Source organism: Microbacterium sp. Nx66 (assembly GCF_904066215.1).
In the GTDB taxonomy this organism is placed as follows: domain Bacteria; phylum Actinomycetota; class Actinomycetes; order Actinomycetales; family Microbacteriaceae; genus Microbacterium; species Microbacterium meiriae.
The window spans coordinates 503286-514966 of the sequence record NZ_LR880474.1; the positions used below are offsets into that span (position 1 = coordinate 503286).

An 11681-nucleotide genomic window follows, 5' to 3' on the forward strand; every position below is an offset into this window, starting at 1 on the left:
ACAACATGGAGTTCATCACACCCACCGACCAGGGTTCGTTCGACGACCTGGTGCGCAACGTCACCGACGGCATCGCCGAGACCGGCCAGAAGCTCACGGAATGCAACGAGGCGTACGACGCCAAGAAGGGCGACATCAGCCTCTGGGATAAGTTCCTCGACTGGTTCAAGAACACCATGAACGAGGTCAGGGAACGTCTCAACGACGCCATCGAGAAGTACAACGAGTTCGTCGCCACGATCGCCGACTATCTGAGTCCCGGCAATCCGTTCGCGATGTACGCGAAGCACGACAAATGGATCACGGTCAAACAGAAGATCACCGGCTCCAAGACGACGATCGAAGGTTCCTACCTGCGCGCGGACAGCACGTGGAAGGGCGACCCCGGCGATGGCTACGGTGACCTCGCGGAACGGCAGAAGGCCGCGATGGACACCCTGGCGGGGTACACGGACTCGATGATGGACTTTCTCAACGAGTACGCGGAGAAGATCCTCAACGCGTGGATCGACTTCGGTGAGCGGATGATCACCTACATGCTCGACCAGGTCGACGCGGCGTCCGAGTTCATCTCGGCAGACCCGCTGAAGTGGCTCGACATCGTGCCGAAGATCGTGAATGTCTGCACGAACCTTGCGCAACTCGCGGTGGACATGACGGCGCAGCTGGCCCGGAACTTCACCGCATCGAAGAGCACCGCCGACTCGCTCAAGCAGGGGATGGCCAATCTCTACGGCTTCCCGAACGGCACCTGGCCGGCTGCCGTCATCTACTGAGGTGATCATGCACGAAACCCGCATCCGCCGTGCGCGGAAACTGCTCGCGTGGACGGGGGCCCTCTGCCTGGCCGCCTCCATGAGCGCGTGTGCTCCGGCGTCGCCGGTGCAGCCGATCGCGACAAGCATCGACGACCTGCAGGCAGAAGCCACGGTCGAGAACTTCTTCGAACTCCTCGAGGACGGAGATGCGCGATCGGCGGCGTTGATGACCGACCTCGACGTCGACATCGACGCCGACGAGGCGCTGCTGCTCGCCGACGAGGTGTACTCGTCTGTCGATTCGAGGCCTGAACTCGTCGAGGTCACCCGGGCGGAGACGGTCGCGGACGGCGCGCAGGTACAGGTGCGGTACCAGGTCGGAGACGACACCAGGGACGAGACCATGCACCTCGTCCGCATCCCGAAGGAGGGCACGGTCCCGGAGCATCGCCTCGTCCATCTGTCGTCCGAGACGGTCGGGGTGGACATGTCGGGTGCGGAACGGCTGCCCGACGGCACGGAGTACCGCATCAACGGCGTGGACGTGACCGCGGCGATCGTCGCGGCAGTGCAGAATGCGTCCGCCACGGGAGGGGCACCGCGCGTGCTGGCGTTCGGTGGCAGCTACCCGATCGACGTCGTGGTTCCGGGTGGCGACGGATTCACCGACACGTTCCTGCTCGAGGTCCCCACCTTCGTCGGTGGCGATTCAGCCGGCGAAGGATTCGCGGACTTCGTCCGTCAGCACGGGTTCTGAGTGGTGAGGGCACTCATTCATCGATCGAACATAGAAATTTCCATACGGATCTGTCCAGGCCGTTGGAAATGGGCACCGACCTGCCTTAGCCTATGTGCGGAAACAGATTGGTCGGGGGTTGTTCCGAAGTCGTCCCGTATCGGGAAGGCGCTCCCCCGCGTGTGTCCTCATGGGGACCGGAGGGAGTGAGTAATGGCTGATGTCATCTCCGCAGAAGAGGGGGCTCTGCGTCGCGGAGCCCAGGCCGTGCGGGAGACGAAGTCCGGGATCGATCAGCAGACCAAGAAGGTCCGCGGTGAGATCGAGCAGCTGCGCGGGTTCTGGACGGGTGCGGCTGCCGCATCGTTCACCACGCTGATGTCGCGGTGGGACGAGCAGGCTCGTCAGCTCAACGAGGTCCTCGTGACGCTCGAGGATGCCCTCGCCGGCACCGAGCGCGACCAGGCCGCGACCGAAGAAGCTCACCAGCAGACCATCTCGGGCCTCGGCTCGATGATGGGCGCCTGAGCGCAGACCGCAGAGATTTCAAGGAGAACATGATGCAGTCGATGTCCGTTCGCCCGGAGCAGGTCAACGCTCTCGCGGCGCAGATCCGCAGCGGGTCGCAGGGTATTCGTTCCGAGCTGGACCGCCTCGAGTCCGAGGTCGGCAAGCTGCGTGCGGCGTGGGATGGTGCCGCGCAGCAGGCCTACGACCAGGCGCAGGCCAAGTGGAACCGCTCGCTGAGCGAGATGCAGCAGCTGCTCACGCAGATCGCCGGGAAGACCGAGGAGATCTCGGGTCAGTACGTGCAGACCGACAAGTCGGCTGCGGGGCGCTTCGGCGCGTGAACCCGGGGCGCGGGTCTGGCGCAGAGATGCGTCGGGCCCGCGCCGTCTGCTGTGCTTTTCGGTGAGCCACCGGACGGTACAGCAGGCGTGACGGGATCGCCGGAGGAAAGAAGAGGGGGCGTCGATGACCATCGGAATCGACCTTGATCAGATACTCGCTGAGATCAAGCGCATTCAGCGGGACATGCAGCAGCTTCCTGCTGCATCCGAGGTCGCCGTCTCGGAAGGTGGCGTGTCGGAAGCGACCGCGGATTTCCGCTACGCCGTCAAGCGTGTCGCCGACGGCATGGGCAAAGCGACACAGAACTCGATCGTCGCGCTGAACGACGCCAACGAAGCCATGCGTCTCGCGGTCATGGCCATCGCGGAACAGGATGCAGCGATCGCCGACGAAGCGAAGCTCATCCTCTCCTTGTTGGATTCCGCCGTGGAGCAGGCTCCGACGACGCCCCAGCCGACGCCCGCAGGGGCGCAGACCTCGGAGACCTCGACGGATGAGCCCGAGGAGATGGACTACTGATGAAACGCGGACGACACCTGGTCGCTGCCGCGATCGGCGTGGTCGCGATGAGCGTCGCGGTCGCCGTGCCGGCGACAGCATCGGATGCGTCCGAGGGCGGGCTGTGGTATTTCAACCGGGGCAAGGTGCAGGCCGCACAGGACGCCGGCCTCGACGGTTCCGGAGTGACGATCGCCGTGATCGACACCCAGGTGAATCCGGATGCTCCCGGTCTGCGGGGCGCTGACCTCCAGGTGCGGGAGGAGTCGTTCTGTTTCGACGAGTCGGGAAAGCGGTATGACGCGATCTCCTCGGACTATGTCGCGGCGAATCACGGCACGAACGTCGCCTCGATGATCCTGGGCACGGGAGAGGCGGTCGGCGGCACCCCCATCAAGGGTGTGGCGCCGGGCGCGACGGTGCTCTATTACAACTCGATGATCACCACCAGCGCGCCGGAGGGGAACGACGTCGAGTCCACCTGCCTGCAGGAGAACGGCGAGCTGATCAATGACGATCTGAGCGATGAGGGAATGCGCCGCCCCTCCGGCCTGGCAAAGGCGATCTCGGCGGCGGTGGACGACGGTGCGGATATCATCTCGGTTTCGCTGGGCGGGCTGGTCGACGCCGCGGATTCGGTGGCGAAGGCTCATGCGGCCGGAGTCGTGGTGTTGGGTTCGCTGCCGAATGTGGGCGGGGTCGGTGACTGGCCTTCGAGCTACAACGGTGTCGTCGCCGTGCAGGCGTTCGGCCCCGATGGCAAGATCCAGTACTCGACGTACGATCCGGTGCTCGCCGAGCCCTCGCCGAATCTGAGTGAGGACGTGAAGGTGGCGTCTCCGGGGCTGGAGATCATCGCGCAGGGCACCGCGGACTCGTGGGACGCGCAGCAACTGCGTTCGGGGACCTCGTTGGCGACGCCGATCGCGGCCGGCTTCCTGGCGGTCGTGAAGCAGAAGTACCCGGAGGCGACGTCCAATCAGCTCATCCAGAGCATGATCCACAACACCGGGACGAAGGGCGAGCACGAACCGAAGTGGAACAACAGCGGCGGGTACGGGGCGATATCGCTCTCCGGCATGCTGGCTGTCGATCCGACGAAGTACCCGGATGTGAACCCGCTCTGGGACGCCGACGATGAGAACGCTGTTCCCCAGCAGGCCAACGTGGACGAGGAAGCCGCACTGCTCGCCGCGAGCGCTTCTCCGCAGCCGACGAGTGAGGCGGGCGATGATGCGGGTACCGCGGGGACGGATCTCGTACCGCTGCTGATCGGCGGTGGGGCCGTGCTCGCCATCCTCGTCATCGGCGGAGTGGTACTCGCCGTGGTGCTGACGAGCTCATCACGACGACAGAAGACGCAACAAGGGGGAGACCGATGACTGGACCGTACGAAACCGAGCTCAATCGCATTCGCGGACTCGAGGACTGGCGCATCCCGAAAGCCGCTTCCCTGCAGACGGCGCTCAACTCCCTCGTCGGTGCACTGGGCACCGTGCTGGATTCGTCGGCGTGGAAGGGCAGCTCTTTCGAAGCCGCACGAGAGTCGCTGGGGAAGCTGCAGGAGAACTTCCGCATCCTCGAAACTTACGTCGGACAGCTCACCACGACGATCGAGAACGCGAACACCTACCGTCGCAACGCCGCATCGACGGAGCTTCCGTCGACCAGGATCGACCCGTTCTGGGCGAACGCCGCCAAGGTCGGTTCCGTCGTCGTGCACCCCGTTCTCGGCCCGCTCGCCGCGGACAAGGCGCTCGATGTGATCGGCGGCTTCCTCGGCAACAAGCGTGAGGAAGAGGCGAAGCGCATCGTGCAGCAGATCGAGTCGGCCCTCGCGCCGTCCGCGAAGTCGCTCACGGCCGCGTCCGCGACACTGTCGGAGTTCGACCCGCGGGTCGCGGTTCCCGCACCGCCGCAGAAGCCGGTGGACCCGGGCACGGATGTCACCGCTCCGCACATCTCCTATCCCGGAGGCGGAAGCTCCCCCGGCGGCTCCAGCCCGGGTGGCGGAGGCCATCCGGGAAGCGTGAGTCCGCCTGCCTCCCCTGGCGGTGGACAGATCGGCGGGGTGAACCCTGGGGGCTGGGAGCCGACACCTCCCGGCGGCGGCTGGGAGCCCACCCCTCCCGGCGGCTGGGAGCCGACCCCTCCCGGTGCGGGCGGCGATGATCCCTCGATCGACTCTCCCGGCGGCGGCCTGCTTCCGGGCGGGCCCGGTGGCGGTCTTCCCGGCGGTTCCGGTGGTCCCGGCGGCTCCGGTTCCGGCTCGCTTCCCGGCGGTGCCCTTCCGGGCGGGGTCTTCCCCGGCGGTGGCGGGGGACTCGGCGGCATCGTGGGCGGTGGCGCCGGTGCGGCGGCGATCGCGGCGAGCTCGAAGATCGCCGGCTTCGGCAGCATGGGCGGACTCGGCGGTGCCGGCTTGGGGCCGGGCGCAGGCGCTGGGCTCAAGGCCGGTGGCGGTCTGCTCGGTAACTCCGCCGTCGGTGGTCTCGGCGGCGTCGGTGGAGCAGGAGGCCCCGGCGGTATGGCCGGTGCCGGCGGCGTCGGCGGGGCGGGTGCCTCGGGCACCGGGTCCTCCGGCGCGGCAGGAGCCGGTGGCCGTCCGGGCATGGGCATGATGGGCGGCGCCGGTGGCGCCGACGAGGAGGAGAAGGCGAAGCGTTCGGGCCTCGGTGGTCCTATCGCGCCGAAGCTGGAGGACGAAGAGGAAGCCGGCCCCCGCGCCAAGGGTGCTCGCGCCGGATCCCGCGACGAGCCTGCCAACTGAATGACGCCGCTCTGGTCCGAAGAGGCCGGGCGCGGCGACCGCGTCGGATGAGTCCGGGGAGTTCGGGGTGCCGCAAAGAAGGGGGACCAATGGGGGGTCGAGGTAGCCGTCGTCATTCGACACAGACCTCGCCGTCCGCCACAGGATCGATGCGGCGAGTGTCTCGCGGTCTAGCCGCGGTCGTCGGCGTGGCCGGCTTTGCGATGGCGGCCCTGGTGCCGTCGACGGCGGTGGCAAAGACGGCGGAGTCGGGCTTGTGGTGGTTCGATCGTGGCCGGATTCAGGAAGCCCACGATGCGGGCTTCGATGGTTCCGGTGTCAAGGTGGCCGTGATCGACAGTCAGATCAATCCGGATGCGGTCGGTCTCCGCGGGGCGGACGTGACGGTCCGGGAGCCGTCGTACTGTCTGGATGCGTCTGGGACGCCGTATCCGTCGGTCGCGACAGATTATGTGGCCTCCCATCATGCGACGAACGTCGCATCGATGATCGTGGGAACGGGGGAGGCACCCACTGGCGGCGCCCCGGTGAAGGGCGTCGCGCCCGGGGTGGAGATGCTGTTCTACACTGCGCCGGTGGTCGACGGTGTCCTCGACGACGAGGGCGAGGATGCTGAGTGTCTGCAGGAGGGTGGCAGCAAGTTGGCGGCGGACAACCGGACAGGGCTGGACCATGCCGTCTCGGACGCAGTGGCTGACGGGGCGGACATCATCTCCATCTCCTCCGGTGGCATGGACGCATCGAAGGGCATCGCGGAGGCTTACGCCAACGACGTGGTGGTGGTCGCCAGTATGCCGAACGAGGATGGGATCGCCTCCCCGCCGGCCAGTCTGAACGGTGTCGTGGCCGTGCAGGCGTTCGGTGAGGACGGCAAGATCCAGAACGGGCAGTACGGGAAGCCGAACGTGAGTGACGACGTCATCGCCGCCGCCCCGGGAATCGGTCTGTTGCTGCAGGGCGCGTCGGACTCGTGGGAGGCGCAGTCGCTCGGATCGGGGACGTCGTACGCGACGCCGATCGTGGCGGGGATGCTGGCGGTCGTGAAGCAGAAGTATCCGGGGGCTACAGCGGGGCAGCTGATTCAGAGTCTCATCCACAACACGGGCACGAAGGGCGAGCACGAGCCGAAATGGAACTCCGGCACGGGATACGGCGCGGCGTCTCTTGCCGGGATGCTGGCGGTGGATCCAACGAAGTACCCGGATGAGAATCCGATCTTCGATGCCGATGATCCGAACGCCTCCCCGTCACTTGCGATGGTGAACGAGGTCAAGGCGGCACAGGATCGGGAAAATGCGACAGCGAGTCCACGACCCTCTTCCGCGCCCGGCGGGGCCGAGCAACCATCGGATGTGTCGGCGATGCCGTGGGTGATCGGCGGCGGGATCGTCGTCACTGTTCTGGTTGTGGGCGGGATCATCCTCGCAATCGTCGTGGCGCGAAACTCACGACGACAGACCGCCGCGCAAGGGGGAAAGCATGAGCAGTGAGCGCAATCGGTCACTCGACTCGTTGTGACCGAACGGAGGGGGAAGAAGATGCCGGAGGGAAATGACGTTCTCGCGTCTATGGAGGCGTTGAACGCGAAGATCGATGCGCAGATCGCGCGTTCGCGTGTGCTCGCGGAAGAAGCGGCGCGGGTGTCTGCCGAGGCGACGCAGACCACGGCGACGGTCACGTCGTCGGACGGTCGGGTCACGGTGGTGGCGCAGCCGACCGGGGCGATCGCCGAGGTACGGCTGTCGAGCGCCGTCGACGATGCGATCGCGCTCGGCGCGACGATCACCGACACGATCGCTGCGGCTCAGCGCGCGGCGGCCGACGCCGTGGTCGAGTCCCTGGCGCAGACGCTCGGTGCGGATTCCGGGCTGGTCGACGCTGTCCGGCGGGACGTCCAGGTCGCGTTTCCGGCCCCGGGCGACGACACCCTCGGGTACCGCTGATGGCGACGATCGAGGTCAACCCGTCCCGCCTGGCCGCGGCTGCGCGCTCCATCGGCGATGCGTCCGCGAACATCGACGCGGCCCTGGAGCAGCTCGTCGGGATCGCCGGCGTGCTGCGGGATTCGTGGTCGGGGGAGGCCCAGTCCGCGTTCGACTCCGCGCACGGGCGCTTCGACCTGTCGATGCGGGAGCGCAGCGCCCTCGTCGAGGCCATCGCGACCACCCTGGACGATCTCGCGACGTCGTACTCCGAGACGGACCTGGCCGGCCAGCGCGCACTCGGGGGGTAACTGAACATGACGATGTCGGGAGGATGGAAATGACCACGGGAGCGGCGAACCAGCAGATCGTCGTCGACGCGGATCTGCTGCAGGCTCATGTGCGGGCGCTCTCGGATGCCGCGGACATCCTGCGCGGCGCCGCGGCGAACGCGGCCGGCGGCGTGGGCGGAGAGGCGTTCGGTGCCCTGTGCACCCCCCTGCTCGGCCCGGCGGTGTCGGCACTCGCAGAGGCATCCCGGTCGACGCTCGCGACGGCGAGCGCGCTCTCGGCACTGACGTCTGCGGCTCTCGCAGCCACTGTCGGACAGTTCCGCGAGGTGGAGGAGACCGCCGTGACGACGTTCCGCGCGATCGAAGGACAGGCCCTGTGACCGCGGTCGCCGCGATCAGCGGCCAGGTGCGATCCGGGTCCTGGGCAGCGGGCGCTGCGGGCTACACGTCGGCGCAGGCCGATTGTGCGAGCATCCCCGGCATCGCCGGTCTGCTGATCCAGTACATCCAGCCCCTCCGCGAGTGGTTCGACGATCTGCTCGGCGACCCGGGCACCGTCGGCGCCTTCGCGGCGCGCTGGGAGGACGCGGAGCGCGCGCTCGGCAGGACGCACGCGATGCTCAGCGACGCTGATCGTCGGCTGGTCGACCTGGACGGCCGCACGGTCAGGGCGTTGCGCGAGCGCTTCTCCGATGTGCTCTCCGTGAGCGAGGACGGCGTGCAGTGGACGGGCGCGACTGCGAGCGCCGTGCGTGCGGTCTCGCACATCATCGAGTCCACCCGCGTGCTGATCTGCGACTTCCTCGGCCGTCTCAGCCGATTCGCCGAGGACCTCTTCGGATGGTCGGTGAACCCGCTGTCGAAGCTCAAGGAGCTCGAGCGGTTCGCGAACTCCGCCGCGGAGTTCGTCACGGTCGGCGGCGCGCTCGTGAAGAACCTCATCAGCGCCGTCGTCTCACTCGCGGAGCTGCTGTACAAGCTCGTCCCGCTGGTCGGCGACGCGCTGCAGCGGCTCCGCGGAGTGATCGCCGACATGATGCCCGTGCTCGGGGGGCTGTTCGGCGGCCCGCTCGGAGTCCTCGGCGGCAATGTGCTGGACGACTTCCTCGACACGGACGTGAATGTGCGGGAGATCGACCCGGATGACCTGAGCGGGAGGGCGCTCCTCGCGTGGATCGAGGCGCACGAAGTCACCAACCTGCGCTCCCTCTCGGATCTCGTCGCGGTGAACACGACGACGGACGCCATGGGCGGTCAGGACGCGACGGTCATCGACATCAAGCAGGTGCGGGCGGCGGACGGTTCGACCCACTGGGTGGTGTCGCTGCCCTCGACGCAGCCGTGGGAGTTCGACGGGCCGCACGGTGCGATGAACGACCGCGACAGCAACCTGGCTCTCATGATGGACAACCCGGTCTTCCGTGGACAGTATGAGCGCGCGGTCCTGCAGGCGATGAAGGAAGCGGGGATTCCCGCCGGCGCTGATGTCGTCCTGACCGGTTTCAGCCAGGGAGGCATCATGGCGGCCAACCTCGCTGCCGACCCGACCTTCCCTTACAAGCCGCTCGCGGTGGTGACGAACGGTTCACCCGTCGACAACTTCGCGGTGCCGCCGCACGTCCCCGTCTATGCGTTCCAACACGCATCGGACGTCGTGCCGATGACCGATGGAAGCGCGGTGGCGGTGCCCGGACTACCCGGGCTGGCCCCCATCGACGTCCCGCACACGCCGATCACGGTTCTGCCGCCTAACATGCATCAGATCACGCTCCCCGACCCGCCAGGAAAGCACCTCTTCGATGCGCACGACAATGATGCGTACGCGGAATCCGTCGCCGCGTGGGAACGACACTATCGGTCTGAGAACGATGGCGAAGACCCCTGGGATCTCGCCGGACTCGGGGGGCAGGTCATCGACCACCAGGTGTATTCGGGGGTGGAGCATTGAGGCGTCATCGCGCTCTTGCTGCCGCCGCGCTTCTCGCAGGGGCGGTCTCTTCCCTTACCGGTTGCTCGCTCGTAGCTGGCGATCTGGCGGACGACGAGGTCGAGGAGATCCCCGCGGCGCTGTTGGCCTCCGATGTCGGAGTCACCGAGGCGTTTGCAGAGAAGGCGACGAGCGGCCTCTCCTTCGAGCTGTCGGTCGGCGTCTATCTCGATGATGCGGAGTTCACCGAGTCGGACCTCGCGTCGGTTCTTCAGATCATCATCGATGAGAACGATCTGCCGACCGATGACATCGAGCTTGCGGTCCGTGACGTCGACGGTGCGGCCATCGACCTCGAATCGATGATGGAGCGGCTGGTCCCGGGAGTCGTCGACACGTCTGTGTATGGGCACGTCACGCTCACGACCGACGGCGCACGCGAGATCATCGACGCCGTCGGAGCGGGGGCATCGTGATCCCCCGAAGTGCCTGCGGCGGCGCCGCGCGGCGAGAGCCTCGCGCAGTGGATAGGGTGCAGGTGTGTCAGTCGAGATCGTAGAGCGGCGTCGGATCGTCCTCCAGAGCGAAGATCGTCGCATCGACCTCTCCCTGCCGCTCGACGAGACGCTGGAGGACGCCCTCACCCTGAGCGGGATCCCCGACGCGGACCGGTTCGTCACGATCGGCCCCGGGGGATACGAGATCCCCGGCGACACCGAGTGCGAAGACCTCGTCGACGGTGGCCTCTATGCGTTGATCGACCGCACGGCTCTGGCTCCGCAGGCGCGCCCGGCGGAGAAGGCGACGGGCCAGACGCGCGCCGACCACGGCGCACGGTGGTGGCTGCTGGCCGTGAGCGGGATGCTGCTCGTCGCGGTCTTCGCCCAGGGCGCCGTCGATCCGCTGATCCGGCTTCTCGTCGCCCTCCTCGTCGCGGCCGGTGCGATCGGTGGCGCTGTCGCGTGGGCGCGACGAGACTCCGCGGCGGGAGTGCGCGGCATCCTCGGGGTGCTCGCGCCGGTGCTGCTGTCGTTCGCGGCCGGCGTTCTCCTCATCCCGGCCGGGCTGGAGGACGCGTCGCACCTGTCGACCGCCACCGGGTTCCTCGCGGCGGGTGTCACCACCGCGATCATCGCCGTCACGGCTAGGGCTCGCCCGATGCGCGCCGCGGCCGGGACGGCGACGGTGCTGCTCGTGGGCCTCGCCGCCGTCTGGGGCCTGGCACTGCTCCTGCGGTGGGGGGAGGCGGAGGCCGCCGCCGTCTCGCTCGGCCTCGTTCCGCTGGGCCTGCGTGCCCTCCCGAGCAGCCTCGTCAACCTGCCCGAAGGCTACTTCATCGACTACAAGCACTTCATGACCAGCCGGTGGACCGTGCGCGGAGCCATCCCCGAGTCGGTCGGGCTGCTGCGTCCGGAGCGCATCACCGCCGTGGTCGACGATTCCTCCGCGCGCCTCATCGCGGGCACCGCCGTGCTGAGCATCGTGGCCGCGGCGATGGCTCCGGTCGCGTTCCTGCGGCCCTGGCCCGATGACGCGTTCGTGGTATCCGGCGGGATCGCTCTCCTCTGCTGCCTCGCGCTCGCCCTGCTGCTCACGCCGCGGCACACCACCTCGCGCCTCCTCCGGTGGTTCCCCCGTGCCGCGGCCGCCGTGGTCTGCCTCGTCGCCGGCATCCAGGTCGCGGCGGCCCTCGGGAGCGGCTTCCACCTGCTCGGAGCGGCCCTGCTGTTCCTCGTCGGGTTGGCGGCGGTGGCCGTCGTCATCCCGGTGTCCAAGGGCGCGAAGTCGCTGGTGTGGTCGCGGGTCGGAGACGCGTTCGAGTGGCTCGCCGTCGCGCTCGCCCTACCGTCGGCCCTGCTCTACGCGAATGCGCTCTCCCTGGTTCGTGGAATGATGGCCGGATGAGCGGGAACGGCCCATCACAG

Annotated in this window: 14 protein-coding genes; all 14 read left to right on the plus strand. The window is 67.8% G+C overall.

The features are described from left to right. Positions 1 to 5 precede the first annotated feature (5 nt). The 14 genes from MICNX66_RS02235 to MICNX66_RS02300 all read left to right on the plus strand — a co-directional run bounded on the left by MICNX66_RS02235 (position 6) and on the right by MICNX66_RS02300 (position 11661). Positions 6 to 776, plus strand: coding sequence for a hypothetical protein (locus tag MICNX66_RS02235; protein ID WP_187663159.1), 771 nt, complete (start codon positions 6 to 8; stop codon positions 774 to 776). A gap of 7 nt (positions 777 to 783) precedes the next feature. Next, a complete protein-coding gene (locus MICNX66_RS02240; protein WP_187663160.1) occupies positions 784 to 1515 on the plus strand; it encodes a hypothetical protein in 732 nt (243 codons plus the stop codon). Positions 1516 to 1707: 192 nt separating this feature from the next. After that, on the plus strand, positions 1708 to 2022 hold the full coding sequence (locus tag MICNX66_RS02245; protein ID WP_187663161.1) for a WXG100 family type VII secretion target: 315 nt from the start codon (positions 1708 to 1710) through the stop codon (positions 2020 to 2022). 41 nt (positions 2023 to 2063) lie between these two features. Further along, positions 2064 to 2345 (plus strand): WXG100 family type VII secretion target, encoded by a 282-nt coding sequence (locus tag MICNX66_RS02250; protein ID WP_136052373.1) that lies wholly within the window; start codon positions 2064 to 2066, stop codon positions 2343 to 2345. Between the two features lie 124 nt (positions 2346 to 2469). Further along, positions 2470 to 2865 carry a hypothetical protein gene (locus MICNX66_RS02255; RefSeq protein WP_187663162.1) on the plus strand — a complete coding sequence of 132 codons (396 nt, stop codon included), beginning with the start codon at positions 2470 to 2472 and terminating at the stop codon, positions 2863 to 2865. Further along, positions 2865 to 4226: a S8 family peptidase gene (locus tag MICNX66_RS02260; protein ID WP_187663163.1), complete on the plus strand. Its 1362-nt coding sequence runs from the start codon at positions 2865 to 2867 to the stop codon at positions 4224 to 4226. Before MICNX66_RS02255 ends, MICNX66_RS02260 begins: the two co-directional genes overlap by 1 nt. Next, the gene (locus tag MICNX66_RS02265; protein ID WP_187663164.1) at positions 4223 to 5614 is read left to right on the plus strand and encodes a hypothetical protein; all 1392 of its coding nucleotides are present in this window, start codon (positions 4223 to 4225) and stop codon (positions 5612 to 5614) included. Before MICNX66_RS02260 ends, MICNX66_RS02265 begins: the two co-directional genes overlap by 4 nt. A gap of 188 nt (positions 5615 to 5802) precedes the next feature. Then, entirely contained in the window at positions 5803 to 7104 is a 1302-nt protein-coding gene (locus MICNX66_RS02270) for a S8 family peptidase (RefSeq protein WP_232089165.1), read from the plus strand. Positions 7105 to 7191: 87 nt separating this feature from the next. Beyond that, positions 7192 to 7557: a YbaB/EbfC family nucleoid-associated protein gene (locus MICNX66_RS02275; protein ID WP_187663166.1), complete on the plus strand. Its 366-nt coding sequence runs from the start codon at positions 7192 to 7194 to the stop codon at positions 7555 to 7557. Continuing rightward, complete coding sequence (locus tag MICNX66_RS02280) at positions 7557 to 7847, plus strand: WXG100 family type VII secretion target (RefSeq protein ID WP_187663167.1); 291 nt, start codon at positions 7557 to 7559, stop codon at positions 7845 to 7847. The genes MICNX66_RS02275 and MICNX66_RS02280 overlap by 1 nt, the downstream gene beginning before the upstream one ends. 29 nt (positions 7848 to 7876) lie before the next feature. Next, positions 7877 to 8209, plus strand: a complete 333-nt coding sequence (locus MICNX66_RS02285; RefSeq protein ID WP_187663168.1) for a hypothetical protein — start codon at positions 7877 to 7879, stop codon at positions 8207 to 8209. Then, positions 8206 to 9777, plus strand: coding sequence for a hypothetical protein (locus MICNX66_RS02290; protein ID WP_187663169.1), 1572 nt, complete (start codon positions 8206 to 8208; stop codon positions 9775 to 9777). The genes MICNX66_RS02285 and MICNX66_RS02290 overlap by 4 nt, the downstream gene beginning before the upstream one ends. Beyond that, positions 9774 to 10232: a hypothetical protein gene (locus MICNX66_RS02295; RefSeq protein ID WP_232089166.1), complete on the plus strand. Its 459-nt coding sequence runs from the start codon at positions 9774 to 9776 to the stop codon at positions 10230 to 10232. The genes MICNX66_RS02290 and MICNX66_RS02295 overlap by 4 nt, the downstream gene beginning before the upstream one ends. Before the next feature lie 64 nt (positions 10233 to 10296). Further along, a complete protein-coding gene (locus MICNX66_RS02300; protein WP_187663170.1) occupies positions 10297 to 11661 on the plus strand; it encodes a hypothetical protein in 1365 nt (454 codons plus the stop codon). Positions 11662 to 11681: the final 20 nt, after the last annotated feature.

What these genes read in the sequence shown, in the direction of transcription:
- MICNX66_RS02235 (WP_187663159.1), top strand. Translation starts at nt 6, where the DNA reads ATGGAGTTCATCACACCCACCGACCAGGGTTCGTTCGACGACCTGGTG.
- MICNX66_RS02240 (WP_187663160.1), top strand. Translation starts at nt 784, where the DNA reads ATGCACGAAACCCGCATCCGCCGTGCGCGGAAACTGCTCGCGTGGACG.
- MICNX66_RS02245 (WP_187663161.1), top strand. Translation starts at nt 1,708, where the DNA reads ATGGCTGATGTCATCTCCGCAGAAGAGGGGGCTCTGCGTCGCGGAGCC.
- MICNX66_RS02250 (WP_136052373.1), top strand. Translation starts at nt 2,064, where the DNA reads ATGTCCGTTCGCCCGGAGCAGGTCAACGCTCTCGCGGCGCAGATCCGC.
- MICNX66_RS02255 (WP_187663162.1), top strand. Translation starts at nt 2,470, where the DNA reads ATGACCATCGGAATCGACCTTGATCAGATACTCGCTGAGATCAAGCGC.
- MICNX66_RS02260 (WP_187663163.1), top strand. Translation starts at nt 2,865, where the DNA reads ATGAAACGCGGACGACACCTGGTCGCTGCCGCGATCGGCGTGGTCGCG.
- MICNX66_RS02265 (WP_187663164.1), top strand. Translation starts at nt 4,223, where the DNA reads ATGACTGGACCGTACGAAACCGAGCTCAATCGCATTCGCGGACTCGAG.
- MICNX66_RS02280 (WP_187663167.1), top strand. Translation starts at nt 7,557, where the DNA reads ATGGCGACGATCGAGGTCAACCCGTCCCGCCTGGCCGCGGCTGCGCGC.
- MICNX66_RS02285 (WP_187663168.1), top strand. Translation starts at nt 7,877, where the DNA reads ATGACCACGGGAGCGGCGAACCAGCAGATCGTCGTCGACGCGGATCTG.